The organism is Streptomyces sp. NPDC000134, from assembly GCF_042899225.1.
In the GTDB taxonomy this organism is placed as follows: Bacteria; Actinomycetota; Actinomycetes; order Streptomycetales; family Streptomycetaceae; genus Streptomyces.
The window spans coordinates 189,233-214,497 of record NZ_JBIAZN010000004.1 but is presented as its reverse complement, the minus strand read 5'-3'; the positions used below and the strand labels follow the sequence as shown (position 1 = coordinate 214,497).

At 73.3% G+C, this 25,265-nt stretch carries 19 protein-coding genes and 2 pseudogenes; 12 read left to right on the top strand and 9 right to left on the bottom strand.

The features are described from left to right. Positions 1-228: 228 nt before the first annotated feature. The 4 genes from ACFY32_RS07915 to ACFY32_RS07900 all read right to left on the bottom strand — a co-directional run bounded on the left by ACFY32_RS07915 (position 229) and on the right by ACFY32_RS07900 (position 4,128). On the bottom strand, positions 229-819 hold the full coding sequence (locus tag ACFY32_RS07915; protein ID WP_359192817.1) for a Tat pathway signal sequence domain protein: 591 nt from the start codon (positions 817-819) through the stop codon (positions 229-231). Further along, positions 816-1,217, bottom strand: a complete 402-nt coding sequence (locus ACFY32_RS07910) for a hypothetical protein (RefSeq protein ID WP_390673702.1) — start codon at positions 1,215-1,217, stop codon at positions 816-818. Before ACFY32_RS07910 ends, ACFY32_RS07915 begins: the two co-directional genes overlap by 4 nt. An 87-nt stretch (positions 1,218-1,304) precedes the next feature. Then, positions 1,305-1,793: a hotdog fold thioesterase gene (locus tag ACFY32_RS07905; protein WP_359192811.1), complete on the bottom strand. Its 489-nt coding sequence runs from the start codon at positions 1,791-1,793 to the stop codon at positions 1,305-1,307. Positions 1,794-1,848: 55 nt separating this feature from the next. After that, complete coding sequence (locus ACFY32_RS07900) at positions 1,849-4,128, bottom strand: FdhF/YdeP family oxidoreductase (protein ID WP_390673701.1); 2,280 nt, start codon at positions 4,126-4,128, stop codon at positions 1,849-1,851. A 266-nt stretch (positions 4,129-4,394) separates the two neighbouring features. On the opposite strand from ACFY32_RS07900, the gene polA reads away from it, so the two are divergent. From polA to ACFY32_RS07885, 3 genes are all read left to right on the top strand, one after another. Continuing rightward, positions 4,395-7,121 carry a DNA polymerase I gene (polA, locus tag ACFY32_RS07895; protein ID WP_359192805.1) on the top strand — a complete coding sequence of 909 codons (2,727 nt, stop codon included), beginning with the start codon at positions 4,395-4,397 and terminating at the stop codon, positions 7,119-7,121. A 386-nt stretch (positions 7,122-7,507) separates the two neighbouring features. After that, entirely contained in the window at positions 7,508-7,834 is a 327-nt protein-coding gene (locus tag ACFY32_RS07890) for a hypothetical protein (protein WP_390673700.1), read from the top strand. A 319-nt stretch (positions 7,835-8,153) separates the two neighbouring features. Next, complete coding sequence (locus tag ACFY32_RS07885; protein ID WP_390673699.1) at positions 8,154-9,923, top strand: lytic murein transglycosylase; 1,770 nt, start codon at positions 8,154-8,156, stop codon at positions 9,921-9,923. Between the two features lie 54 nt (positions 9,924-9,977). On the opposite strand, the gene hrpB is transcribed toward ACFY32_RS07885, so the two are convergent. Both hrpB and ACFY32_RS07875 read right to left on the bottom strand, forming a co-directional pair. Continuing rightward, the gene (gene hrpB, locus ACFY32_RS07880) at positions 9,978-12,470 is read right to left on the bottom strand and encodes an ATP-dependent helicase HrpB (RefSeq protein WP_390673698.1); all 2,493 of its coding nucleotides are present in this window, start codon (positions 12,468-12,470) and stop codon (positions 9,978-9,980) included. 4 nt (positions 12,471-12,474) lie between these two features. Continuing rightward, positions 12,475-13,434, bottom strand: a complete 960-nt coding sequence (locus tag ACFY32_RS07875) for a class I SAM-dependent methyltransferase (protein ID WP_359192794.1) — start codon at positions 13,432-13,434, stop codon at positions 12,475-12,477. A gap of 226 nt (positions 13,435-13,660) precedes the next feature. Between ACFY32_RS07875 and rpsA the strand changes: the two genes are divergently transcribed. From rpsA to ACFY32_RS07850, 5 genes and pseudogenes are all read left to right on the top strand, one after another. Beyond that, positions 13,661-15,166, top strand: coding sequence for a 30S ribosomal protein S1 (rpsA, locus tag ACFY32_RS07870; protein ID WP_390673697.1), 1,506 nt, complete (start codon positions 13,661-13,663; stop codon positions 15,164-15,166). A 162-nt stretch (positions 15,167-15,328) separates the two neighbouring features. After that, positions 15,329-15,922, top strand: a pseudogene (locus ACFY32_RS07865) (flavin monoamine oxidase family protein); the annotation flags it as partial. A gap of 85 nt (positions 15,923-16,007) precedes the next feature. Continuing rightward, positions 16,008-16,946, top strand: coding sequence for a PAC2 family protein (locus ACFY32_RS07860; RefSeq protein WP_359192789.1), 939 nt, complete (start codon positions 16,008-16,010; stop codon positions 16,944-16,946). A gap of 45 nt (positions 16,947-16,991) precedes the next feature. Further along, the gene (coaE, locus tag ACFY32_RS07855; RefSeq protein WP_359192786.1) at positions 16,992-17,597 is read left to right on the top strand and encodes a dephospho-CoA kinase; all 606 of its coding nucleotides are present in this window, start codon (positions 16,992-16,994) and stop codon (positions 17,595-17,597) included. Positions 17,598-17,681: 84 nt separating this feature from the next. Continuing rightward, complete coding sequence (locus ACFY32_RS07850; protein WP_359192783.1) at positions 17,682-18,062, top strand: tetratricopeptide repeat protein; 381 nt, start codon at positions 17,682-17,684, stop codon at positions 18,060-18,062. A 72-nt stretch (positions 18,063-18,134) separates the two neighbouring features. Here the strand turns inward: ACFY32_RS07850 and ACFY32_RS07845 are convergent, their stop codons facing one another. Next, entirely contained in the window at positions 18,135-18,398 is a 264-nt protein-coding gene (locus ACFY32_RS07845) for a DUF6343 family protein (protein WP_359192780.1), read from the bottom strand. A gap of 235 nt (positions 18,399-18,633) precedes the next feature. On the opposite strand from ACFY32_RS07845, the gene ACFY32_RS07840 reads away from it, so the two are divergent. Then, positions 18,634-19,314, top strand: coding sequence for a methyltransferase domain-containing protein (locus tag ACFY32_RS07840; RefSeq protein ID WP_359192777.1), 681 nt, complete (start codon positions 18,634-18,636; stop codon positions 19,312-19,314). A 43-nt stretch (positions 19,315-19,357) separates the two neighbouring features. Here ACFY32_RS07840 and ACFY32_RS07835 read toward each other — a convergent pair whose 3' ends face one another. Then, entirely contained in the window at positions 19,358-21,232 is a 1,875-nt protein-coding gene (locus ACFY32_RS07835) for a CocE/NonD family hydrolase (RefSeq protein WP_390673696.1), read from the bottom strand. Between the two features lie 375 nt (positions 21,233-21,607). After that, a pseudogene (locus ACFY32_RS07830) lies at positions 21,608-22,066 on the bottom strand (RNA-binding S4 domain-containing protein); the annotation flags it as partial. 309 nt (positions 22,067-22,375) lie between these two features. Between ACFY32_RS07830 and ACFY32_RS07825 the strand changes: the two are divergent. The 3 genes from ACFY32_RS07825 to ACFY32_RS07815 all read left to right on the top strand — a co-directional run bounded on the left by ACFY32_RS07825 (position 22,376) and on the right by ACFY32_RS07815 (position 25,092). Beyond that, the gene (locus tag ACFY32_RS07825; RefSeq protein WP_390673695.1) at positions 22,376-23,227 is read left to right on the top strand and encodes a uracil-DNA glycosylase; all 852 of its coding nucleotides are present in this window, start codon (positions 22,376-22,378) and stop codon (positions 23,225-23,227) included. Positions 23,228-23,236: 9 nt separating this feature from the next. Then, a complete protein-coding gene (gene pip / locus ACFY32_RS07820; protein WP_390673694.1) occupies positions 23,237-24,205 on the top strand; it encodes a prolyl aminopeptidase in 969 nt (322 codons plus the stop codon). 113 nt (positions 24,206-24,318) lie between these two features. Continuing rightward, positions 24,319-25,092: a nucleotidyltransferase domain-containing protein gene (locus ACFY32_RS07815; RefSeq protein WP_390673693.1), complete on the top strand. Its 774-nt coding sequence runs from the start codon at positions 24,319-24,321 to the stop codon at positions 25,090-25,092. Positions 25,093-25,265: the final 173 nt, after the last annotated feature.

Genomic DNA, 25,265 nt, shown 5'->3' with positions numbered 1-25,265 from the left:
CCGACGTGGCAATCGGACGGCGCGGTGACTGGCCGTGACTCTAAGCGCGTGCGGGGAACGCGGAGGAGGGTCTGACGGAGGCTGTGACGCTCTTGTTATGACACGGCGTAATGCAGAGCGGTACTGGCGGGGAAGAAGGGCGGAATTCCGGCCGATTCGCCCGGTCCGCATGCTGAGAACCCGCAGGACCGAGCGGGGGTGTTCAGGTGTGTCCGGGCTTTTTGGTGATTACCGGATTCCGTCGCCGCAGGCGACCCGGAGGGCTTCGGAGAGGTGCTGCGCATATCGCGGACCCAGGATGAAGCTGTGCACTTGTATTGCGCGTGTATTACGCAGTGTTACGTCAAGGAAAGGGAGTCCGGGATTCCGGGGCGCTTTATCGCATTCCGTCACCCGCAGCGTGACGGTGATCCGGCGGACGGAATGCGGCTTTGTCCGGAAAGGTGCCGCCGGGGAGGAGGTCACGGTGAGGCCGGCGTAGGGCTGGCCGAGGCCGGTCACGGTGACGGGCGGTCCGGAGCGGACGCTGAGCGCCACGGCGAAGCTGAAGCCCCCGGCGGCGCCGCTGCGGGGGGTGGCCACCGGGTCCAGGTAGACGAGGTCGACCGCCTGGGAGGGGTACGGCGGCGGGGGGTCGGGCGGGGGCTCGGGCCGGCCGGCGTAGAGGTAGCCGCCGCCGGCCAGGACGGCGAGGGCCGCGGCGGTGGCGAGGGCGGCACGGCGGTGGCGGGCGAGGCGTCCGGGCGGGCGGGGCGGCAGCCGCGGGACGGCGTGGGCGTGGGTGCCCTCGCCCGCCTCGACGGGGCCGGTGCCGCTCATCCCCAGGGCCCCGCGGTCGGGCCGCCGTCACGGTAGGCGCCGGCACACCTGGCGCGGGACTGGCGGTCGATCGACTCCCGTGCCCGTGACGGCCCTTGACGGGCGTTCACCTGCCGGGCCTCCTCCAGGACCGCACGCAGGATGTCGTACTGGCGGTTGGACAGCCCCATCGACTGGTAGTCCCCGTAGGAGTCGCCTTCGAGCAGCTCCCGTGCCCAGTAGGCGACGGCGCGCTCGCAGAGCTTCGCCGGCCGGACGGCCGTGGCGGAGGGGGCGGGTGTCGGCCTGGAGCCGCCGCCCGGTGATGAGCCGCAGCCCGCGGCCGCCGCGCAGACCGCCAGCGCCAGCCCGGCCACCAGCGCCCGCGCCCCCGGCCAGGGGGCCGCTCCCCGTCCCATGCCCCGACGCTAGGGCGTCGGGGGCCGGGGGGCAATGGAGGCGGCGCCGGGAGGGCGCCCGGCTCGCGGCGGTGCCGGAAGGAGCGGTCAGCCCGAGGCGCCGCCACGGGCCGCCGCGGCGAGGTCCACGTCCCGCAGCAGGCAGGTCAGCCGGGCCGTGCACACCCGCCGGTCCTGCTCGTCGGTGATCACGATCTCGTACGTCGCCGTGGTCCGGCCCCGGTGCACCGGCGTGGCCACCCCGGTCACCAGGCCGGAGCGGACCCCGCGGTGATGCGTGCAGTTCAGGTCGACCCCGACGGCGATCTTGGAGCTGCCGCCGTGCAGCATCGAGCCGACCGACCCGAGCGTCTCGGCCAGCACGGCGGAGGCGCCGCCGTGCAGCAGCCCGTACGGCTGGGTGTTGCCCTCCACCGGCATGGTGCCGACGACGCGGTCCGCCGACGCCTCCCGGATCTGGACGCCCATCCGGGTGCCGAGGTGTCCCGCGGAGAACAGGGCGGGCAGGTCCACGCCGAGCGCGGCGTACTCGGCTATGACTTCCTGCGGGAACTGCACCTGATGCTGCTCGCCCATGGGCCCGGCTCCGTTCGTCCTGATCGGTACGGCACTGTACGCGCTGAGCAAACGCTCAGTCGGTCGCCGATTGTTCCAGACGGACCACGACGGACTTGCTGGCCGGGGTGTTGCTGATGTCCGCGGTGGCGTCCAGCGGCACCAGGACGTTGGTCTCCGGGTAGTACGCCGCCGCACATCCCCGGGCCGTCGGGTAGTGCACCACCCGGAAGCCGGGCGCCCGCCGCTCCACCCCGTCCCGCCACTCGCCGACCAGGTCGACGTACGCGCCGTCGCGGACCCCGAGCCCCGCCGCGTCCTCGGGGTTCACCAGGACCACCCGCCGGCCGTCGCGGATTCCCCGGTAGCGGTCGTCCAGGCCGTAGATCGTGGTGTTGTACTGGTCGTGCGAGCGCAGTGTCTGGAGCAGCAGCCGGCCCTCGGGCAGCTCGGGGTACTCCACCGGCGCGGCGGTGAAGTTGGCCTTGCCGGTGGCGGTCGGGAAGCGCCGCTCGTCGCGCGGGGCGTGCGGGAGGGCGAAGCCGCCGGGGCGGGCCACGCGGGCGTTGAAGTCCGCGAACCCGGGGATCACGCGGGCGATGCGGTCACGGATCGTCGCGTAGTCCTTCTCGAACTCCTCCCAGGGCGTCGCGCTGCGCCCGCCGAGGACCCGGCGGGCCAGCCGGCAGACGATGGCCGGCTCCGACAGCAGGTGCGGGCTCGCGGGCTCCAGGCGTCCGCGCGAGGCGTGCACCATGCCCATGGAGTCCTCCACGGTCACGAACTGCTCGCCGCTTGCCCGGAGGTCGCGTTCGGTGCGGCCGAGGGTGGGCAGGATCAGCGCCCGCGCGCCCGTGACGACGTGCGACCGGTTCAGCTTCGTCGAGACGTGCACGGTGAGCCGGGCGCGCCGCACGGCGGCCTCGGTGACCTCGGTGTCGGGGGTGGCGGAGACGAAGTTGCCGCCCATGGCGAAGAACACCTCGGCCTCGCCGTCGCGCAGCGCGCGGATGGCCCGGACGACGTCGTAGCCGGGCCGGCGCGGCGGGGCGAAGCCGAACTCCTTCTCCAGGGCGTCCAGGAAGGCGGGCGCGGGGCGCTCGAAGATGCCCATCGTGCGGTCGCCCTGCACGTTGGAGTGGCCGCGCACCGGGCAGACGCCGGCGCCCTCGCGGCCGACGTTGCCGCGCAGCAGCAGGAAGTTGACGACCTCGCGGATGGTGGGCACGGAGTGCTTGTGCTGGGTCAGGCCCATCGCCCAGCACACGATGGTGCGCCGGGAGGCGAGGACCATCTCCAGGGCGCGCTCGATCTGCGCGCGGGCGAGGCCGGTCGCCGCGAGCGTCTCGTCCCAGTCGGCGGCGCGGGCGGCCTCGGCGAACTCCTCGAAGCCGTGGGTGTGCTCGCGCACGAACGCCTCGTCGACCGCGCCGTCCGTGTCGAGGATCAGCTTGTTCAGCAGCCGGAACAGGGCCTGGTCGCCGCCGATGCGGATCTGCAGGAACAGGTCGGTCAGGGCGGTGCCGGCGGTGAGCCCCTTGGCGGTCTGCGGGTTCTTGAAGCGCTCCAGGCCGGCCTCGGGCAGCGGATTGACGCTGATGATCTTCGCGCCGCCGGCCTTGGCCCGCTCCAGGGCGGTGAGCATCCGCGGGTGGTTGGTGCCCGGGTGCTGCCCGGCGACGATGATCAGGTCGGCCCGGTGCAGGTCCTCCAGCAGGACGCTGCCCTTGCCGACGCCGAGCGTCTCCGACAGGGCCGAACCGGACGACTCGTGGCACATGTTGGAGCAGTCCGGCAGGTTGTTGGTGCCCAGCTCGCGGGCGAACAACTGGTAGAGGAACGCCGCCTCGTTGCTGGTGCGTCCCGAGGTGTAGAACACCGCCTGGTCGGGGGAGTCCAGGGCGGCGATCTCCTCCGCGACGATGCCGAAGGCGCGCTCCCAGGTGACCGGCTCGTAGTGGGTGCCGCCCTCCGGCAGGTACATCGGGTGGGTGAGCCGGCCCTGCTGGCCGAGCCAGTAACCGCTGCGGCCGGCCAGGTCGGCGACGGAGTGCGCCGCGAAGAACTCGGGGGTGACCCGGCGCAGGGTGGCCTCCTCGGCGACCGCCTTCGCCCCGTTCTCGCAGAACTCCGCGGTGTGCCGGTGCTCCGGCTCCGGCCAGGCGCAGCCCGGACAGTCGAAGCCGTCCTTCTGGTTGACGCTCAGCAGGGTCAGCGCGGTCCGCCTCACGCCCATCTGGCGCCGCGCGATCCGCAGGGTGTGGCCGATGGCCGGGATGCCCGCCGCCGCGTGCCGCGGCTCGGTGACCCGCGGCGCGTCCTGGACCGGATCACTCTTGGGCGGCTCGGCGGCCATCGCGCACTCTCCTTCGCGTACGTGTGAGGTACGTCTCCGATCCTCGCACGCGGCACCGACAGCGCGGCCGGCCGGCCGGGCGCGGGAGGCGGCAGCAATGCTTGCGGCGGAGCGCGGTTCCGCCGCCGTCCAGGGCCGCGGTGGCGCCCTTGAGGGGCGCGGGGAACGGCGCGACCGGCCACGACGCACCCGCGCCGCACGACGGCGGAACCCCGTCACGGCGAGCGCGGGCCCGACTGTCAGTGGCACGTGGCAGGATCGGGGACGTGGCAGAAACAGCATCGAAGACGACCGATACCCCCACCGGCGGCAGCCGTCCGCGCCTGATGCTCATGGACGGGCACTCGCTGGCGTACCGCGCGTTCTTCGCGCTGCCCGCGGAGAACTTCACGACCGCGACCGGCCAGCCGACCAACGCGATCTACGGCTTCGCCTCGATGCTGGCCAACACGCTGCGTGACGAGACGCCCACGCACTTCGCGGTGGCCTTCGACGTCTCCCGCAAGACCTGGCGCAGCGAGGAGTTCACCGAGTACAAGGCGAACCGCTCCAAGACCCCCGACGAGTTCAAGGGCCAGGTCGAGCTGATCGGCGAGCTGCTCGACGCGATGCGCGTCCCGCGCTTCGCCGTCGAGGGCTTCGAGGCGGACGACGTGATCGCCACCCTCGCCACCGAGGCCGAGGCCGAGGGCTTCGACGTGCTGATCGTCACCGGCGACCGGGACTCCTTCCAACTGGTCAGCGAGCACACCACCGTGCTGTATCCGACCAAGGGCGTCTCCGAGCTGACCCGCTTCACCCCGGAGAAGGTCGTCGAGAAGTACGGCCTGACGCCCGCCCAGTACCCCGACTTCGCGGCGCTGCGCGGCGACCCGTCGGACAACCTGCCGGGCATCCCCGGCGTCGGCGAGAAGACCGCCGCGAAGTGGATCAACCAGTTCGGGTCGTTCGCCGAGCTGGTCGAGCGCGCCGACGAGGTCAAGGGCAAGGCCGGGCAGAACCTCCGCGACCACCTGGAGTCCGTCAAGCTCAACCGCCGCCTCACCGAGCTGGAGCGCCGGGTCGAGCTGCCCAGCGGGGTCACCGACCTGGAGCGGACCGCGTACGACCGCAAGGGCGTCGCGATGATCCTGGACACCCTGGAGATCCGCAACCCCTCGCTGCGCGAGCGTCTGTACGCCGTCGACCCCGGCGCGCAGGAGGCCGAGGCCACCCCGGTCGTCGCCGACGGCGTCGAGCTGGACGGCACCGTGCTGGGCACCGGCGAGCTGGCCGCCTGGCTCGCCGAGCACGGCACCGGTCCCCTCGGCGTCGCCACGGTCGGCACCTGGGCGCTGGGCACCGGCTCGGTCGCCGAGGTCGCGCTCGCCGCCGCCGGGGGGCCCGCGGCCTGGTTCGACCCGTCGCAGTCGGACGAGGCCGACGAGGCGGCCTGGGTGTCCTGGCTCGCCGACCCGGACCGGCCCAAGGTCCTGCACAACGCCAAGGGCGCGATGCGGGTCTTCGCCGAGCACGACTGGAGCGTCGCCGGCGTCACCATGGACACCGCGCTCGCCGCGTACCTGGTCAAGCCGGGCCGCCGCTCCTTCGACCTGGACGCGCTGTCGCTGGAGTACCTGCACCGCGAGCTGGCCCCGGCCGCCGCGGCCGACGGCCAGTTGGCGTTCGGCGCGGACGACGGTGCCGAGGCCGAGGCGCTGATGGTGCAGGCCCGTGCCGTCCTCGACCTCGGCGAGGCGTTCGAGACCCGGCTCCAGGAGGTCGGCGCCGCGGACCTGCTGCGCGACATGGAGCTGCCCACCTCCGCGCTGCTGGCCCGGATGGAGCGGCACGGCATCGCCGCCGACCGGGAGCACCTCCAGGCCATGGAGCAGATGTTCGCCGGGGCCGTGCAGCAGGCGGTGAAGGAGGCCCACACCGCGGCGGGGCACGAGTTCAACCTGGGCTCGCCCAAGCAGCTCCAGGAGGTCCTCTTCGGCGAGCTGAACCTGCCCAAGACCAAGAAGACCAAGACCGGCTACACCACGGACGCCGACGCCCTGGCGTGGCTGGCCGGCCAGACGGAGAACGAGCTGCCGGTGATCATGCTCCGGCACCGCGAGCAGGCCAAGCTCCGCGTCACCGTCGAGGGCCTGATCAAGACGATCGCCGCGGACGGCCGTATCCACACCACGTTCAACCAGACGGTCGCCGCGACCGGCCGCCTGTCCTCCACCGACCCCAACCTGCAGAACATCCCGGTGCGCACCGACGAGGGCCGGGCCATCCGCCGGGGCTTCGTGGTCGGCGCGGGCTACGAGTCGCTGATGACCGCCGACTACAGCCAGATCGAGCTGCGCGTGATGGCCCACCTGTCGGAGGACGCCGGCCTGATCGAGGCGTTCACCTCCGGCGAGGACCTGCACACCACCGCCGCCGCGCAGGTCTTCTCCGTCGAGCCGGGCGCGGTCGACGCGGAGATGCGCCGCAAGATCAAGGCCATGTCGTACGGCCTGGCGTACGGGCTGTCGGCCTTCGGCCTCTCCCAGCAGTTGAACATCGAGGCGGCCGAGGCGCGCGGCCTGATGGAGGCGTACTTCGAGCGGTTCGGCGGCGTACGGGACTATCTGCGCCGGGTCGTCGACGAGGCGCGGGCGACCGGATACACGGCGACGCTGTTCGGCCGCCGCCGCTATCTGCCCGACCTCAACAGCGACAACCGCCAGCGCCGCGAGGCCGCCGAGCGCATGGCGCTCAACGCGCCCATCCAGGGCACGGCGGCGGACATCGTCAAGATCGCCATGCTCAACGTGGACCGGGCCCTGCGCGAGGCGGACCTCAAGTCCCGGATGCTCCTCCAGGTGCACGACGAGATCGTCCTGGAGATCGCCCCCGGCGAGCGCGACCGCGCGGAGGAACTGGTCCGCCGCGAGATGGCCGCCGCGGTGACGCTCCGCGTCCCGCTCGGCGTCTCGGTCGGCGCGGGCCCGGACTGGGAGTCGGCGGCGCACTAGCCAGGACGCCGAACGGCACCCCGCCGAGTCGCCGCCGCCGCGTCCCGCCGCCCGCCGACGGGCTCGCGGCCCGCGCCGGGCGGGCCGTCGGCCTCGGGGGGGGCAGCGCCGAGTCGTGGCGGGCGGGCCGCCGGCCGCGGCGGTGAGCGTCAGCCGGGGGTCGGCGTGCGGGTGCCCGCACCTGAAGGGTGTCCAGTGCCGGACGGGGTTTCGCCCGGCGGTGCGCCGCCCGCCCGCGGCGCACGGCCGGATCAGGCCCCGTCACTCAGGTGGCCCCCGCGGAAACGCCCCCGTCCGGGTCTCCGCCCAGGATGCGAGGCATGGGTATACGCATGCTCCACCACCGGACGTCACCGGCACGGGCAAGCACCGACAGACCCGCCCGTGTGCCACCGCGGCCCGTCCCGGCCGTCGCGCCGGATGCCGGCACCGGCCGCGTCCCCGCCACCGTCGCCACGGCAGTGCGCCGCGGCGCGGCGGACCTGCGCCGCGGCCTCACCCGCCGGGGCCCGGCCCGCCAGGGCCCCGCCCCCCGGGGCGGCCCGGCCGTCACGCCCCGGCGTGAGACACCCGCCCGGCACCTCTGGGCCGACCTGGCCCGCAACTGCCTGGCCCTCGCCCACGGCCTGCTGCCGCGCACCCGGCCCACCCGTGCGGTCACCGTGTCCGTGGCGACCACCGGCACCTCCCGCGCGGAGGACTCCCCCTCCTGACCGGCCAACCGGCCCCCGGCGTCGGGCAGATGGCCGAAGAGACCCGCCGCGTCCTTGCACTGCCGTGAACGAGCCACTAGCGTCCCGTGTCCGCGGGGCCGTTCCGGTACGTGAGCAACAGGTGAATATCAGGCGTGAACGGGTGTTCGGTGGCCTGGAGTTGCCGTAGGGTGCCGAGAGCCCATCGTGTCGGGGTGTACGTCGCAGAACGTCCTCACGCCGGTCGAGGGCAACCATCGAAGCGGATGGATCGTCCCCAAGGGACGACCACAGCAGGCGTCGAGGGACGCACCGGCGTCCACGGGAGGGGTTCAACTCTATGGCGGCGCATTTCGGCAGGAGACTGCGCAAGGGCGCGGTGACCACCACCGTGGCGGCGGTCGCGGTCGCGGCCCTGTCCGCGTCCCAGGCTCCGGACGTCACGGCGGACGCCCGGGACAGACAGTCCGCCGCCGACGCCACCTCCTCGACCGACGCGGCCTCCGAGGCCAACGCCACCGGCAACTCGCCCTACTACACCGACCTGCCGCCGCTCAAGAGCCCCAACCCGTCGCCGACCATCGGCACTCCGGTCGCCCGGGGCCCGGCCGAGGCGGGCATCCCCGCCACCGTCCTCGACGCCTACAAGAAGGCCGAAGCCGCGCTGCGCGAGGCCAAGCCGAGCTGCAACCTGCCCTGGCAACTCCTCGCCGCCATCGGCAAGGTGGAATCCGGCCAGGCCCGCGGCGGCCGCGTGGACGCCGACGGCACCACCATCAGCCCGATCATCGGCCCCCAGCTCGACGGCAACGGCTTCGCCCTCATCAAGGACACCGACAACGGCGCCTACGACGGCAACAGCGACTACGACAACGCCGTCGGCCCCATGCAGTTCATCCCGTCCACCTGGGCGTGGGCGGGCCGCGACGGCAACGCCGACGGCAAGCGGGACCCCAACAACGTCTACGACGCCGCCCTCGCCGCCGGCCACTACCTGTGCCGCAACGGCTGGGACCTGTCCACGCAGGCCGACCTGAACCGGGCGATCCTCAGCTACAACAACTCGCAGGACTACCTGAACACCGTCCTGTCCTGGCTGGAGTACTACCGCAAGGGCAGCCACGAGATCCCGGACGGCACCGGCTCGCTGCCGGTGGGCCGCAGCGACAGCGGCGCCGGTACGGCCTCACCGAGCCCCAGCATCCAGGTGCCCGCGACGACCGCGCCGCCCGCGAAGCAGCCGAAGCCGGACGAGACGACGAAACCCGCCAAGCCGTCGAAGCCGACGACGCCGTCGAAGCCGACAAAGCCGTCGAAGCCCGCGGACCCCACCCCGCCCGGCAGCGATCCCGGCTCCCCGACGCCGAACCCGCCCTCCACCGGCACGCCCACGCCCACCCAGACCGTGGCCCGCCTGGAGAACGCGGGCACCGGCAGGCTCAGCGCCGTCGCCGGGGACACGTTCGCCGAGCGGATCAGCGCCCGCGCGGAGACGGAGGCCGGCCAGGGCGTCGGCAAGGTCCGCGTCCGCTTCACCGTCGTCGGCGACACCGACGCCGCCTTCGCCACCGGCGAGAACGTCGCGACAATCGCCACCGACAGCTCCGGCGTGGCCGTCGCCCCCGCGCTGAAGGCCGGCGAGAAGACCGGCGACTTCACCGTCCGCGCCACCGTCGTCGGCCGCGTGCTCCCCGGCGTCGACTACAAGGCGACGGTCACCGCGCCCGTCGCCGACGCCGTCCTCGGCGACACCGCGCTCACCGGCACGGCGGGCGGCGAGTTCGCCGAGCAGGTACAGGTACGGGCCACCTACAAGGGCGCCGCCGCGCACGGCGTCGCGGTCACCGCCGCGCTCATCAAGTCGCCCGCCGACCCCGCCGAGAACGACAAGGGCCCGTACTTCAAGAACGCCGCCGGCGCTCCCGTACGCACCCTGACCGGCCTGGAGACCGACGCCGCCGGCCGCCTCACGCTGCCGAAGCTGTACACGGGCGACGACCAGGGCACGTACGTGCTGCGCATCACCACCGCGGGCGGCGCCACGCTCGACATCACCCTGACGGTGCGGCCGGCCGAGACGGCCACCCCGTCCGCCGGTCCCACCGAGTAAGCCCCGTACGTACGACGGCGGCGCCCCCTGGGAAGGGGGCGCCGCCGTCGCCGTTCAGCGCCGCAGCCGGGCGTTGGTGTGCCGCGTGGGCTCCGCCGTGGCCGGGTCCTCGGGCCACGGGTGCCTGGGATACCGGCCGCGCAGCTCCGCGCGGACGCCCTGGTAGCCGTCCCGCCAGAAGGAGGCCAGGTCGGCGGTGACCGCGGCCGGGCGGCCGGCGGGGGAGAGCAGGTGCACGAGCAGCGGCACCCCGGCCACCTCGGGCGACCGCTGGAGCCCGAACATCTCCTGGAGCTTGACCGCGAGCACCGGCTGGTCCGGGTCCCCGTAGTCGATCCGGATTCTGGACCCACTGGGCACGGTGATCCGTTCCGGGGCCAGCTCCTCCAGGCGGGCCGCCTCCCCGGTCGACCAGGGCAGCAGCCGGGTCAGCGCCTGACCGGCGTCCAGGCGGCCCAGGTCGGCGCGGCGCCGGGCGCGGCTCAGCTCCGGCTCCAGCCACTCGTCCACACGCGCGTGCAGGGCGTCGTCGCCGACGTCCGGCCAGGGCGCGCCGAGGTGCCGGTGCAGGAAGGCGAGCCGCTGCCGCAGTCCGGCCGCCTCCGCCGGCCATCGCAGCAGCCCGAGCCCTTCCTGCCGCAGCCCTTCCACCAGGGCGGCGCGTACCAGGCCGGGGTCGGCGTCGGCCAGGGGGCGCACCGCGAGTTCGACGGCCCCGAGCCGTTCCACCCGCCGGACCACCACGTCCCCGTCGGCCCAGCGCACCTCGTCGCGCTCGGTCAGCAGGGCGCCCGCCGCGCGCCGGGCGACGTCCTCGTCGACGGCCGCGCCGAGCCGCACGTGGGCGTGCCCCTTGCCGACGGGCCGGTCGGCCACGGCCACGGCGATCCAGGGCGCCCCGTGCAGCCCGGACCCCTCGGGCAGTTCGGCCCGGGTCCCGGACACCATGAGATACGAGCCGCCGTCCTTCCTGGCCACCCGCTCGGGGAAGGCCAGCGCGGCGACGACCCCGGCCCGCCGCTCGTCCCCGGCCCGGGGCTCGTCGGGGGCGGGCCGGCGGGGAGCCCCTTCGGACACGCCCCGCAGCCGCCGCACCTCCGTCCGCCACCGCGCCGCGTAGGCGTCGTCCCCACGCCGGGCCGCCCGCAGCACGGCGGCCAGGTCGTCCCCGTACGCCCGCGGCACGTCCTCGCTCAGCAGCGCGACGACCTCCTCGTCCCCCGAGTCCAGCAGCGCCCGCCCCAGCCGGGGATGCACCCCCAGCCGGGCCAGCCGCGTCCCCCGCGCGGTCGCCCGCCCCGCGGAATCCACCGCCCCGATCGCGGACAGCACCGACCGCGCCGCCGCCATCGCCCCGCCCGGCGGGGGGTCCAGCAGCGCCAGCCCGGAGGCGTCCGGATCGCCCCAGCAGGCCGCCTGGAGCGCGAACGCCGTCAGGTCGGCCACCTTGATCTCGGGCGCCGGGAAACGCGGCAGACGGGCGTCCTCCGCCTCCGCCCAGCACCGGTACACCGCGCCCGGCGCCTCACGCCCCGCCCGTCCGGCCCGCTGCCGCCCGGCCGCCCGCGAGGCCCGTACCGTCGTCAGCGCGCTCAGCCCTCGCGCGTGGTCCACCCGGGGCTCCCGCGCCAGTCCGGAGTCCACCACCACCCGGACCCCTGGGACCGTCAGCGACGACTCCGCCACCGAGGTCGCCAGCACCACCCGGCGCCGCTCCCCGGCCGTCAGCACCGCGTCCTGCACGGCGGCCGGCGCCCGCCCGTGCACCTGGAGCACGTCCACCGCGCCCAGGTCCCCGAGCTGCCCCGCGACCCTGGCGATCTCGCCGACCCCGGGCAGGAAGCACAGCACGTCACCGTCCCGCTCGGCCAGCGCCCGCCGGACCACCGAGGCCACGTGCGCGAGCAGCACCGGATCGACCCGCGTGCCGTGCGGCGGGCGGACCGGCCGGGCCGGCGGCGCCCACACCACCTCCACCGGGTACGAGGCCCCCCGCGCCTCGACCACCGGCGCCCCGCCGAGCAGTTGCGCCCAGCCCTCCGCGTCGGTGGTCGCCGACGCGGCCACCAGGCGCAGCTCCGGCCGCAGCGTCTGGCGCACGTCCCACAGGAACGCCGCCGCCGTGTCCGCGTCCAGATGCCGCTCGTGGCACTCGTCGAGCACCACCGCGTCCGTCCCGGCCAGTTCCTGGTCCCGCTGGAGCCGCTGGAGCAGCACCCCGGTCGTGACGACCTCCACGCGCGTGTGCCGCCCGACGACCCGCTCACCGCGCACGGTGTACCCGACGCTCCCGCCCGGCCTCTCGCCCAGCAGCCACGCCATCCGGCGGGCCGCCGCGCGGGCCGCGATCCGCCGGGGCTCGGCCACCACCACACGCCGCGCGGCAGCGCCGCCCGCCAGTCCGGCCAGCACCAGGGGCACCAGCGTCGTCTTGCCGGTGCCGGGCGGCGCGACCAGCACCGCCGTGCCGTGCGCCGCCAGGGCGTCGTCCAGGGCGGGCAGGGCCTGCCGGACCGGAAGGGCGTCCAGGGCGTCGTACCGGATCACGCGCTCAGTCCCGCACGCAGACGAAGATCGCCGTCCCCGGGATCAGGTTGCCGCGCAGCGGGGACCAGCCGCCCCACTCGGAGCTGTTCCAGGCCGGCCACTCCGGTTCGACCAGGTCGACCAGGGTCAGGCCCGCCGCGACGACGTCCCGGACCCGGTCGCCGAGCGTGCGGTGGTGCTCGACGTACACCGCGCGGCCCTCCTCGTCCTGCTCGACGTAGGGCGTGCGGTCGAAGTAGGACGAGGAGACGCTCAGCCCCTCCGGTCCCGGCTCGTCGGGGAAGGCCCAGCGGATCGGGTGCGTCACGGAGAACACGAACCGCCCGCCCGGACGCAGCACCCGCCGCACCTCTCGCAGCACCGACCGCGGATCGGCCACGAAGGGCAGCGCCCCGTACGCCGAGCAGGCCAGGTCGAAGGAGGCGTCCGCGAAGGGCAGCGCCCCCGCGTCGGCGCACACCAGGGGGAACGATCCGCCGATGCGCAGGGCGTGCTGCAACTGGCGGTGCGAGATGTCCAGGGCCACCGGACGCGCCCCCTGGGCGGCCAGCCAGCGCGAGCACTGGGCGGCGCCCGCGCCGATCTCCAGGACCGCCCGGCCCTTCAGTTCCTCGGGCGGGCCGAGCAGCTCGGCCTCCACCTCGTCCAGGCCCTCCGGGCCCCATACGAAGCGGTCGTCACCCAGGAAGGTGCCGTGCTCCACCTGGTACTCGTCGGCGTTGCGGTCCCACCAGCCCCGGTTGGCGCGGGCGCTCTCCGCCACGCCCGCCACACGTCGGGTGGCCTCGGGTTCGGGACCTTCGGGCTCTTGGATGACCGGCTCCTTCGTACTACTCTGCGGCAATTCCGTACAGCCGTGCCCCACGGGTGTCACAAGGGCGCGCCACGGGGCGCGCGTGGCCTCGGGAGACACGATTTGTGCCGGGTATGCGGTGATCCGCCCCGGGTGTGCGGCTTCGCGCATTGACCCTGCCCGGCTGCCCCCGTATGCTACAAGTTGCGCTGCGGGCCTGCGCACCTCAGACGTAGCAGGCTGCGCTCGCATCTGTTGTATGTCCCCTCGGTTGTCGAGGCGCCATACCGGGAGACCGGTGAGGCGCTTCCTTGGCTGTCCGGCTTCTGCAGAGCGAAACGGGCTCCGGCGTAGCAGTACCTACGACTTCAATGTCCGTACCGGAGCCCTTTCCCACATGACGAGCAGCACCGAGACCACCGCCACCACCCCGCAGGTAGCGGTCAACGACATCGGTAACGAGGAAGCCTTCCTCGCCGCGATCGACGAGACGATCAAGTACTTCAACGACGGCGACATCGTCGACGGCGTCATCGTGAAGGTCGACCGGGACGAGGTCCTGCTCGACATCGGTTACAAGACCGAAGGTGTGATCCCGAGCCGCGAGCTCTCGATCAAGCACGACGTCGACCCGAACGAGGTCGTCGCCGTCGGCGACGAGATCGAGGCCCTCGTCCTTCAGAAGGAGGACAAGGAAGGCCGCCTGATCCTCTCGAAGAAGCGCGCCCAGTACGAGCGTGCCTGGGGCACCATCGAGAAGATCAAGGAAGAGGACGGGATCGTCACCGGTACCGTCATCGAGGTCGTCAAGGGTGGTCTCATCCTCGACATCGGCCTCCGCGGCTTCCTCCCGGCCTCCCTGGTCGAGATGCGTCGCGTCCGCGACCTCCAGCCCTACGTGGGCAAGGAGCTCGAGGCCAAGATCATCGAGCTGGACAAGAACCGCAACAACGTGGTCCTGTCCCGCCGTGCCTGGCTGGAGCAGACCCAGTCCGAGGTCCGCCAGACCTTCCTCACCACCCTCCAGAAGGGCCAGGTGCGGTCCGGCGTCGTCTCCTCGATCGTCAACTTCGGTGCCTTCGTGGACCTGGGTGGCGTCGACGGCCTGGTCCACGTCTCCGAGCTGTCCTGGAAGCACATCGACCACCCCTCCGAGGTCGTCGAGGTCGGTCAGGAAGTCACCGTCGAGGTCCTCGACGTGGACATGGACCGCGAGCGCGTCTCCCTGTCGCTGAAGGCGACCCAGGAAGACCCGTGGCAGCAGTTCGCCCGCACCCACCAGATCGGCCAGGTCGTGCCCGGCAAGGTCACGAAGCTGGTTCCGTTCGGTGCGTTCGTCCGCGTGGACGAGGGCATCGAGGGTCTGGTCCACATCTCCGAGCTGGCCGAGCGCCACGTGGAGATCCCGGAGCAGGTCGTCCAGGTCAACGACGAGATCTTCGTCAAGGTCATCGACATCGACCTCGAGCGCCGCCGCATCAGCCTCTCGCTGAAGCAGGCCAACGAGTCCTTCGGTGGCGACCCGTCGGCGGTCGAGTTCGACCCGACCCTGTACGGCATGGCCGCGTCCTACGACGACCAGGGCAACTACATCTACCCCGAGGGCTTCGACCCCGAGACCAACGACTGGCTCGAGGGCTACGAGAAGCAGCGCGAGGAGTGGGAGCGCCAGTACGCCGAGGCGCAGTCCCGCTTCGAGCAGCACCAGCAGCAGGTCATCAAGTCCCGCGAGGCGGACGCCCAGGCGGCCGCCGAGGGCGGCGAGGCTGCGGCTCCGGCCGCGTCCGGCGGTGGCGGCGGCGGCGGTTCGTACTCGTCCGAGGGCGGCGACAACTCCGGCGCCCTGGCGTCGGACGAGGCGCTGGCCGCGCTGCGCGAGAAGCTGGCCGGCGGCCAGAGCTGACGCTCTGACCCGGCCCGTATCGAGCGGACCTGTGGAAGGCCCCGTTCCCCTTGAGGGAGCGGGGCCTTCCCGCGTCTGCGGTACCCCGTCCCCGCCGCACCGGGGGCGCCGGCGCCATGTTCGCCACCATGGGCGCGCTCGGCTCGCCCCCACCGCCGCCCCGACTACTGCGTCGCCACCCTCGCCCCGCACCTCCTCGCCCGGACCCCCCACAACCTCGGCACCGCCGTGCAGAGCGCCCTGGAGGCCGTGCGGCCCGCCCACGCTTCCAAGATCGGCCTGGAGTACCGCAGCCGCTGGTGGGAGACCGACTTCAAGATCTTCGGCGGCATCACCGAGACCGACCTCGACCTCGCCCACATCTGGTACCCGTCCCACGGCCACCTCGGCGAACGCGGCCTGATCATCGGCTACTACAACACCGGCGCCGCCTCCGAGGCGTACTCCGCGCTCACCCCCGCCGAACGACGGGCCCGCGCCGTCGCCCAGGGCATGAAGATCCACGGCGAGAAGTACCGGACCGAACTGGCCGCCGCCTTCTCCCACCAGTGGAAGCTCACCCCGTACCTCGAAGGCGCCTGGCACTCCATGCCCGGCGGACCCGACGCGCCCGCCTACGCGCCCCTCAACCGGGCCCAGGGGCGCGTCTACTTCGCCGGTGACTACCTCAGCCACCTCGACGCCTGGCAGCACGGCGCGATCTCCTCCGCCCGCAAGGTGGTCACCGAACTGCACGCACGCGTGCTCGCCTCCTGATCGCGTCCCCCACAGGGGGGACGGGCGGGAATGCCCGAGCCCCCGCGGACGTTCGACCAGGGGGAAGACGAGGAGGACCCCCACAGTGCCTGATCCGCAGGGTTTGTACGCATGGGAGCCGAAGGGCCTGGCAGTCGTCGACGTGGCGCTCGCCCAGGAGTCGGCCGGCCTTGTCATGCTCTACCACTTCGACGGTTACATCGACGCCGGCGAGACCGGCGACCAGATCGTCGACCAACTGCTCGACTCGCTGCCGCACCAGGTCGTCGCCCGCTTCGACCACGACAGGCTCGTGGACTACCGGGCCCGCCGCCCGCTGCTGACGTTCAAGCGCGACCACTGGGACGACTACGAGGAACCCACCATCGAGGTGCGCGTCGTCCAGGACGCCACCGGAGCGCCGTTCCTGCTGCTGTCCGGCCCCGAGCCGGACGTCGAGTGGGAGCGCTTCGCCGCCGCCGTGACCCAGATCGTGGAGCGGCTCGGCGTCCGCCTCTCGGTGAACTTCCACGGCATCCCGATGGGCGTCCCGCACACCCGCCCCGTCGGCATCACCCCGCACGGCAACCGCACCGACCTCGTCCCCGGCCACCGCAGCCCCTTCGAGGAGGCGCAGGTCCCCGGCAGCGCCGAGGCGCTCGTCGAGTACCGGCTCGCCCAGGCCGGCCACGACGTCCTGGGCGTCGCCGCGCACGTGCCGCACTACATCGCCCGCTCCGCGTACCCCGACGCGGCGCTCACCGTGCTGGAGGCCATCACCGGGGCGACCGGACTGGTCCTGCCCGGCGTCGCGCACTCCCTGCGCACCGAGGCGCACCGCACCCAGACCGAGATCGACCGGCAGATCCAGGAGGGCGACGAGGAGCTGACCGCGCTCGTCCAGGGCCTGGAGCACCAGTACGACGCCGCCGCGGGCGCCGAGACCCGGGGCAACATGCTCGCCGAGCCCGTCGAGATCCCCTCGGCGGACGAGATCGGCCGCGAGTTCGAACGCTTCCTGGCGGAACGGGAGGGCGACGGCTAGGGCCCCTCGTCCGGCGACGGGGTCGCGGGGCCTAAGCTTCCGGTCATGCTGAAGGTTGGCCTGACCGGCGGTATCGGCGCCGGCAAGAGCGAGGTGTCGCGGCTGCTCGTCGAGTGCGGGGCCGTACTGATCGACGCGGACCGCATCGCCCGCGAGGTGGTCGAGCCGGGGACGCCCGGTCTCGCCGCGGTCGTGGCGGCCTTCGGCGAGGAGGTGCTCGCCGCGGACGGCAGCCTGGACCGGCCCAGGCTGGGCTCGATCGTCTTCGCCGACCAGGACAGGCTCGGCGTGCTCAACTCGATCGTGCACCCCCTGGTACGCGACCGCTCCCGCGAGCTGGAGGAGGCCGCCGCCGAGGACGCCGTCGTCGTCCACGACGTCCCGCTGCTGACCGAGAACGGCCTCGCACCCCTGTACGACCTGGTGATCGTCGTCGACGCCGACCCCGCCACCCAGCTCGACCGGCTGGTCCGGCTGCGCGGCATGGCCGAGGAGGACGCCCGCGCCCGGATGGCCGCCCAGGCGACGCGCGAACAGCGCCGGGGGATCGCGGACATCGTCATCGACAACGACGTACCGCTGGAGGACCTCCGGCGCCGCGTGCGGGGGGTCTGGGACGAGCTGGTCCGCAGGGCGCACCCGCCCCGCTGAGCGACCCCGGACCGCCCCGCGCACTGCAGGAATAGCGGCCCCCACGCACGCGTTGAACGCTTGCAGTGAGGGAAGGACTCAGCCGTGCCCGAAACCAGCGGATCGACCGGACGCACGCCGGAGACGGACGTGATCGACTTCCGTGCCGCCGAGCAGTTGCTGGCCGCGCGGGACCCACGGGGCGCGGTGAAGCTGCTCGACAGCGTGATCGCCGCGCACCCGGAGAACACCGCCGCGCGCCTGCTGCGCGCCCGCGCCTTCTTCGCCGCCGCGCAACTGCGACCCGCCGAGCTGGAGTTCACCGTCGTCCTGGAGCGCGAGCCGGACAACGCCTACGCGCACTTCGCGCTCGGCCGCACCTATGAGCGGCAGAACCGCCCCGACCAGGCCAGACGCCACTTCCGCCTGGCCGCCGCGCTCGACCCGAACCCGCAGTACCTGCGACGGGCCGGGTTCGACGGCTGACGGGACCGCGCCGGTGGTCCGCGCCGGTGGGCGGGTGCCGCTGTCGGCGTCGTCGTCCGTCGGCGGGTGCGGTCAGTGGTCGTCGTCCGGTGGCCGGTACGGCGGGATGCCGGGGCCGGGCTGGTAGTGCGGGCCCTGTCGCAGCCGGTGCAGGATCACGGTCAGATCGACCGTGGTGATCAGCCACAGGACCCCGCAGGCCACCGCCCAGCCGATCCGCCCGGTGAGGGCGAACGCCGCCGTCCCGAAGACCGCCCAGACCAGACCCCACAAGGTCAGCCAGAATCGCGCCCGCAGCGCACTGCGCGCGGTCGCCGGCTCACTGCCCGTACGCATCACGATCACCGCTTCTGCGTCTCCGCGCTCCTACGGGAAAACGTACTCGCCCTCGGCGACGTTCACCAGAAGAGCCCGCTGAGCGCCGGTCGTCGGAGCGGCCGTATCGATCAGCGGTGAGGCCCTATCGATCATCCGGGGGGTCGTTCGGGTGCCGTTCACTCGTTCGAGTGAAGGGGGGCGGGGTGGGAACGGCGTTGCGGGAGCGGGCCGTTGGACGGGCATGGAACGGAAAATGCGAGCAGGACATCAGGGGACGGGTCCCGGGGCCATCACCCCGGACGGCTGCGCGGTCGAGCTGTACGCGCGGCTGCCGGCCGGCACCGAGCCGGACATCATCGCCGCCGCCGTGCCGGAGGGGGCGCACATCCTGGAGCTGGGCTGCGGCGTGGGCCGCGTGACCCGCCCGCTGCTGGAGCGGGGATTCACGGTCACCGCGGTCGACGAGTCCCCCGAGATGCTGGAGCGCGTCCGAGGGGCGCGGACGATATGCGCCCCGATCGAGGACCTGGACCTGGGCGAGCGGTTCGACGCGGTGCTGCTCGCGTCGTTCCTGGTGCACACCGCCGACGTCGAGGTGCGGCGCGGCCTGCTGCGCGCCTGCGCCCGGCACGTCGCCGAGGACGGCTGCGTACTGATCCAGCGGGAGGGCGAGGACTACCACCGTGACCTGCCGCGCGAGCGCGTGGACCCCGGTGGCTTCACCGTGCGCATCGCCTCGTCGGAACCGGTCGGGGACGGAGTCCGCTCGGTGCGCGCGGAGTACGTCTTCCCGGACGCCCTCTGGACGCAGACCTTCCGTGCCCGGCCGCTGACCCGGGAGCAGTTCGAGACGGCCCTCACCGAGGCGGGCCTGCGGGTGGACCGCTATCTGACGGAGGACCGGATATGGGTACGGGCCGTGCCCGCGGCCTGAGCCACGGGCACGGCGGTGGACGGATTCCGGGGCGGAGCCAGGGTCAGAGGCGTCGGCCGGGCACCACGGCGAACGAACCCCGGCCGGGCGGCAGTTGCACGGTGTACTGGCTCAGGTACGTGTCCAGGAACGGCGAGCGCGCACCCTGGGTGGGGACGTCGTCGGCCGGGTTGTCCAGGGCCAGTTCCAGCCGTGCGCCCCGGACGGTGATGGTCTCGCCGGAGGGCGTGTCGCGCCACGAACCGGTCTGGATGGACCCGATCTCCACGGCCAGCACATGCCCGGCAGCCAGCGTCCAGTCGGTCGACTTCAGGTCGACGGTCAGCCGGCCCGAGTCCACCAGGGACACCTGCTCGTCGAACATGACCGCGGTGCCGTCCGGGGCGACGTCGTACAGCTTGAGCATGATGTTGCCCTCGCCCCTGGCGGTCAGCGACACCTGCGGGGTGCCGGTGACGCGCACCGGCTGCTTGACCGGCTTGGACCACACGAAGAAGCTCGACGTGACGTCACCGGCCTGCTGGCGCTTCGCCTGCGCCTCGGCCAGGCCCTTCGGCGCGGTCGGTTCCGTCCTGGGCGCGTTCTCCATGTCCCATGTGCCGGACGACTGCGGGGACGCCTTGGGGGCGGGCCGGCCCGACGCGGTCAGCGCCGCGCGGGCGGAGGCGCCGCCGTCGTCCACGTAGGAGCCGCCGCCGAGCGGCAGGGCGACGGTCCGTTCGACGACCGGCCAGGTCCGCTGGGCACGCCAGGCGCCGGTGTTGTCCTCGACGGCGTAGGCCGGGTAGCGGACGGACGGCTTGACGCCCTTGAGGTACTGGTCGAAGAAGGAGAGCGTCTCGTCGTACCAGCCCTCGCGGCCCATGGCCAGCCGGCCGTCGCCGACGCGGTCACCGCCGCGGACGTGGTCCCACTGGCCGAGCCAGCCGCGCTCGGGGCCGTGGTGGTTGTCGAGGTACTCCTCCATCTCCTCGGGCTTGGTGTTGTTCTCGATGAAGCCCTGGGTGACGAAGAGCGGGGTGTCGCTGCCCTTGGCCATCTTCGCCAGGTCACGGGAGGTCCAGTGCTCGTCCCACTGGTCGGATATTCGGTATCCGGCCGAGTTCTCGGTGAGGCACTCCGGGTGGGCGTCCTCGTAACGGGCGTTGGCCTGGTAGCGGGGGTCGTCGTCGGCCAGCGGGTCCATGGTGGCGATGCCGTTGTAGGCGTTGGCGGTGCCCGTCACGTTCGGGCGGGGCACACCGTTGGAGTAGATGTACTGGTACATGTCCCAGACGGGTTCCTGGGCGACGACGGCCTTGAGCGCGCGCTGGTCCAGGTTGTTGCCGATGAGACCGGTCACGGCGTCGTAGGACTTGCCGTACATGCCCACCGCGCCGGTGGACCACGGCTGCTTGGCCGCCCAGTCGATGGCGGCCTTCACATCGGCCTGCTCGCCGGGGCCGGCCCAGTCCAGGCAGCCGGTGGAGCCGCCGAAGCCGCGCAGGTCCACCATGACGAAGGCGTAACCCTCGTCGAAGAGGTCGGCGCCCTCGATGAAGTCCTGGAAGCGGGCCGAGGGGCCGGTGTGGGTGAATCCGTCGGGACCGGACTGCCCGGTGTGCGAGAAGTAGGGGCCGACCGACAGGATGACCGGCACCTTCTTGTGCTTGGGCCGGGACTCGGGCAGCAGGACGTCAGCGTGGAGTTCGGTGCCGGAGCCGTCGGAGGACGGGAAGTAGTGCTGGGTCCAGACCGAGCCCTCGGGGACGCGGTCGTTCTCCTCGTGGGTGACCGGGTCGGTCGCGGCGGTGGCCGCTGACGCCGCCTCGCCGGGCGCCGCGGTGGCGGGGCCGGCGAGTCCGGTGAGTCCGGCGGTCAGGGCGAAGGTGGCGACGAGCGCCGAGGCGGCCCGGACGGCCGTACGACGTGCTCTCACATGCTCCTCCTTGGGTGATGGATGGAGGTGGTGCGGTGGTGCGTGGTGGTGTGCAGTGGTGCCTGTGGTGCGCGGGGGTACCGGCGGCACTGTGGTGCGGTGCAGGTCTAGCAGCGATTCCGGCTCGCGTCGACGGGGCGTCGGTCATCTTCCTTGAGGCGCGCGGGCGTTGGGGCGGGGGGAAGAGCGGGGACAAGACGGCGCGAGTCGGGCCCGGGTGTGACGGGGAAAGGCGTGATCATCTTTCCGGGGCTGGATCGCGGGGGTGTGTCCGGGGAGTTACCGGTGTGGCCACCCCGAGCGGGCAGCGGGAAGGGGCGGCCGACCGGTCAGGGGCTCGGTCGGCCGCGGCTCGGGGGCGGTTCAGAGGCGGTGTCAGTGGCCGCCGGGGCTCTTGAGGCTGTTCAGCGCGCGCAGACGCTCCAGTTCGCGCCGGTCGCGCTTGGTGGGCCGGCCGGCGCCGCGGTCGCGGATGCCGGCGGGGGCGACGGCCTCGCGGGGCGGGGGCGGCGGGGAGTTGTCGATGTAGCACTGGGCGGCGACGGGGGCGCCGACGCGCTTGCGGATCAGCCGCTTCACGACGACGACGCGTTCCCGGCCCTCCTGCCGCAGCCGCACTTCGTCGCCGACGCGCAGGGAGTAGGCGGGCTTCACCCGTTCACCGTTCACCCGGACATGCCCGCCCCGGCAGGCGGTCGCACCGACGGAGCGGGTCTTGACCAGCCGGACCGCCCAGATCCAACTGTCGACGCGGACCGTCTCACCGTTCTTCAGCCCGGCCGCCTCGGCGGCGGCGATGGCGGCGGCGACCTTCGGGTCGACGGGAGCGGACGCGGAGGAGCCGGCGGTCTCGGACTCGACGGTCCGGGAGTCGGCGGTGCCTGGGGCTGCGGACTCGGATTCGGCGGTGCCTGGGGCCCCGGACTCCGAGTCGGCGGTCTCAGGGGCGGTGGACTCGGAGTCGGGTGCGGTGGAGCCGCGGGTTCCGGTGTCGTTCGCCGTGCCGGGCCGGCCGTTAGCCGTCACCTCGGCGGGGCCCCGCAGACGGGGCGCCGCGCCGTTCCTGTCCTCGTCACGCTCGGAAGCCATGCCCCGACCTTAGCCGCCCGGCCACCGCGGATGCCCGGGTTCTACCGTGGAGGCATGGACATCAGCGGCCTCACCGGTCTCGACCAGCGCGTCTCGGAGTGCCGGGCCTGTCCGCGGCTGGTCGCCTGGCGGGAAGAGGTCGCCCGTACCAAGCGCGCGGCCTTCGCCGACTGGACGTACTGGGGGCGTCCGGTGCCCGGCTTCGGACCGCCGGACGCCCGCCTGCTGATCGTCGGCCTCGCCCCCGCGGCCCATGGCGGGAACCGCACGGGACGGATGTTCACCGGTGACCGCTCCGGTGACGTGCTGTACCAGGCCCTGTACGACGTGGGCCTCGCCTCGCAGCCGACCGCGGTCGCCGCCGACGACGGACTCGAACTGTTCGGCGTCCGCGTCACCTCCCCGGTGCACTGCGCGCCGCCCGCCAACAAGCCCACCCCGGAGGAACGGGACACCTGCCGACCCTGGCTGGTGCGGGAACTGCGGCTGCTGCGGCCGACCCTGCGGGCCGTGGTCGTCCTCGGCGCCTTCGGCTGGCAGGCCGCGCTGCCCGCCTTCACCGAGGCGGGCTGGAACGTACCCCGGCCACGCCCCGGATTCGCCCACGGCGCGCGGATCACCCTCCACAGCCCCGGCAGCCCCGAAAGCCCCGGCAGTTCCGAGAGTCCCAGCCGTCCCGGCGAGCCCGGCAGCCCCGGCGGGTCCGCCCGGCTCGATCTCTTCGGCTGCTTCCACGTGAGCCAGCGCAACACCTTCACCGGCCGGCTCACCCCCGCGATGCTGCGCGGCGTACTGACCACGGCGGCCCGGACCGCGGGCCTGCCCACCACCGGGGGCGGAGGGGAAGCCGGGGGAGCCGGGGGCGCGGGGAAAAACGAGGCGACGGGGACGCCCCACGAGGGTTAGCGTGCTCCGATGGGTCACCATCCGGAGAGCGAACCGTACGACCACGGCATGCTCGACGTGGGCGACGGCAATCGAATCCACTGGGAGACCAGCGGCAACCCGCGCGGCAGACCCGCCGTCGTCCTGCACGGCGGGCCGGGATCGGGGTCGAGTCCGGCCCTGCGGCGCTACTTCGACCCGGCCGCGTACCGGATCGTGCTCTTCGACCAGCGCGGCTGCGGCCGTTCGACACCGTCGGCCGCGCTCCACGGCACCGACATGAGCGTCAACACGACCGCCCACCTCATCGCCGACCTCGAACTGCTGCGGCGGCACCTCGGTATCGAACGGTGGCTGGTCTGGGGCGTGTCCTGGGGTTCCGTGCTCGGGCTGCGGTACGCGCAGACGCACCCCGACGCGGTGACGGAACTGGTGCTCGCGGCGGTCGCGACCGGCTCGAACCCCGAGGTCACGCTGATGACCAAGGGGCTGGGCAGACTCTTCCCGGCCGCGTACGAGGAGTTCCGCGCGCTGGTCCCCGAGGCGGAACGGGACGGCAACCTCACCGCCGCCTACAACCGGTTGCTGGAATCCCCCGACCAGCGGGTGCGGGAGCGCGCGGCACGTGCCTGGACCGACTGGGAGACCGCGATGGCCTCGGCCCCGCCGCGCTCGGTCCCGCGCTACGAGGACCCGGTGTTCCGCATGGGGTTCGCCCGCACGGTGACGCACTACTGGGGCAACGACCACTTCCTGGGCGACGGCAACGACGAGGGAGTCGTCCTGCGCGACGCCCATCTGCTCGCGGACATCCCCGGCACCCTGGTCCAGGGCACCCTCGACCCCAACAACCTCCTCGGCATCGTCTGGCGGCTCCACCACGCGTGGCCCGCGAGCGAGCTGCTCGTCGTCGACGACGTCGGCCACGACGCGGGCGCCCCGGGGATGGCCGAGCTGCTGGTCGCGGCGACGGACCGGTACGCCGCCAACGGACGGTAGGCCCGCCCGACACCCGCCCGACACCTGGACGCACCGGAGACCCGGACGCCCGCAGACCCGGACGCCGCGGACCCGGAACCCGGACACCTGGACACCTGGAAGGAGCCCACCCCGTGCCCGACCTCACCGACGAAAAGTTCCTCGACGTCATCGCCGACCGGCTCGCCGCCCTGCCCACCGTGCGGGCGGTCACCCTCGGCGGCTCCCGGGCTCAGGGCACCCACCGGCCCGACAGCGACTGGGACCTGGCCGTCTACTACCGGGGCGCCTTCGATCCGGCCGACCTCCGCGCCCTCGGCTGGGCGGGTGAGGTCTCCGGTATCGGCGACTGGGGCGGCGGCGTGTTCAACGGGGGAGCCTGGCTGACCGTCGACGGACGGCGCGTCGATGTCCACTACCGCGACCTGGACGTCGTGGAGCACGAGCTGACGGAGGCCGGGGCGGGACGGTTCCGGGTCGAGCCGCTGATGTTCCACCTGGCGGGCATCCCGACGTACCTGGTCGTCGCCGAACTGGCGATCAACGGGGTGCTCCGCGGCGACCTGCCCCGCCCCGCCTACCCCGGGGCCCTGCGCCGCACCGCCCCCGGTCACTGGTGGGGCATGGCCGACGCCACCCTCGCCTACGCCAAGGCGGGCCACGCCCCCAAGGGCGCCCTCACCCAGGTCGCGGGGGCGATCGCGCTGGCCGCGACCCAGACGGCCCACGCGGTGCTGGCGGCCCGCGGGGAGTGGGTCACCAACGAGAAGGGGCTGGTCGAACGGGCCGGGCTCGGCGGGGTCGACGCGCTCATGGCCGGCCTGACACCGGAGCCGGACGCCTTGGCGGAGACGGTCGGGCGGGCCGCGACGGTGCTCGCAGACGCCGTGGAAGCGGCCCGTCGGTAGGGGGCGGCAGCGGGAGCAAGCGTTTACGGCGCGCACCCGTCCCCCTTGAAGCAAGCGCTTCCAAGCGGGATTGAAGCGGTCATTCCGGGCTAACCGTCACATGCCCGAAACAGAGCCGTTTCCGTCTCCACAACAACACCCCGTACCGTGGAAGGCACCACACCAGCCCGGCC

What these genes read in the sequence shown, in the direction of transcription:
- ACFY32_RS07915 (WP_359192817.1), bottom strand. Translation starts at nt 819, where the DNA reads ATGAGCGGCACCGGCCCCGTCGAGGCGGGCGAGGGCACCCACGCCCAC.
- ACFY32_RS07910 (WP_390673702.1), bottom strand. Translation starts at nt 1,217, where the DNA reads ATGGGACGGGGAGCGGCCCCCTGGCCGGGGGCGCGGGCGCTGGTGGCC.
- ACFY32_RS07905 (WP_359192811.1), bottom strand. Translation starts at nt 1,793, where the DNA reads ATGGGCGAGCAGCATCAGGTGCAGTTCCCGCAGGAAGTCATAGCCGAG.
- ACFY32_RS07900 (WP_390673701.1), bottom strand. Translation starts at nt 4,128, where the DNA reads ATGGCCGCCGAGCCGCCCAAGAGTGATCCGGTCCAGGACGCGCCGCGG.
- ACFY32_RS07885 (WP_390673699.1), top strand. Translation starts at nt 8,154, where the DNA reads ATGGCGGCGCATTTCGGCAGGAGACTGCGCAAGGGCGCGGTGACCACC.
- ACFY32_RS07875 (WP_359192794.1), bottom strand. Translation starts at nt 13,434, where the DNA reads ATGCGCGAAGCCGCACACCCGGGGCGGATCACCGCATACCCGGCACAA.
- rpsA (WP_390673697.1), top strand. Translation starts at nt 13,661, where the DNA reads ATGACGAGCAGCACCGAGACCACCGCCACCACCCCGCAGGTAGCGGTC.
- coaE (WP_359192786.1), top strand. Translation starts at nt 16,992, where the DNA reads ATGCTGAAGGTTGGCCTGACCGGCGGTATCGGCGCCGGCAAGAGCGAG.
- ACFY32_RS07845 (WP_359192780.1), bottom strand. Translation starts at nt 18,398, where the DNA reads ATGCGTACGGGCAGTGAGCCGGCGACCGCGCGCAGTGCGCTGCGGGCG.
- ACFY32_RS07840 (WP_359192777.1), top strand. Translation starts at nt 18,634, where the DNA reads ATGCGAGCAGGACATCAGGGGACGGGTCCCGGGGCCATCACCCCGGAC.
- ACFY32_RS07825 (WP_390673695.1), top strand. Translation starts at nt 22,376, where the DNA reads ATGGACATCAGCGGCCTCACCGGTCTCGACCAGCGCGTCTCGGAGTGC.
- pip (WP_390673694.1), top strand. Translation starts at nt 23,237, where the DNA reads ATGGGTCACCATCCGGAGAGCGAACCGTACGACCACGGCATGCTCGAC.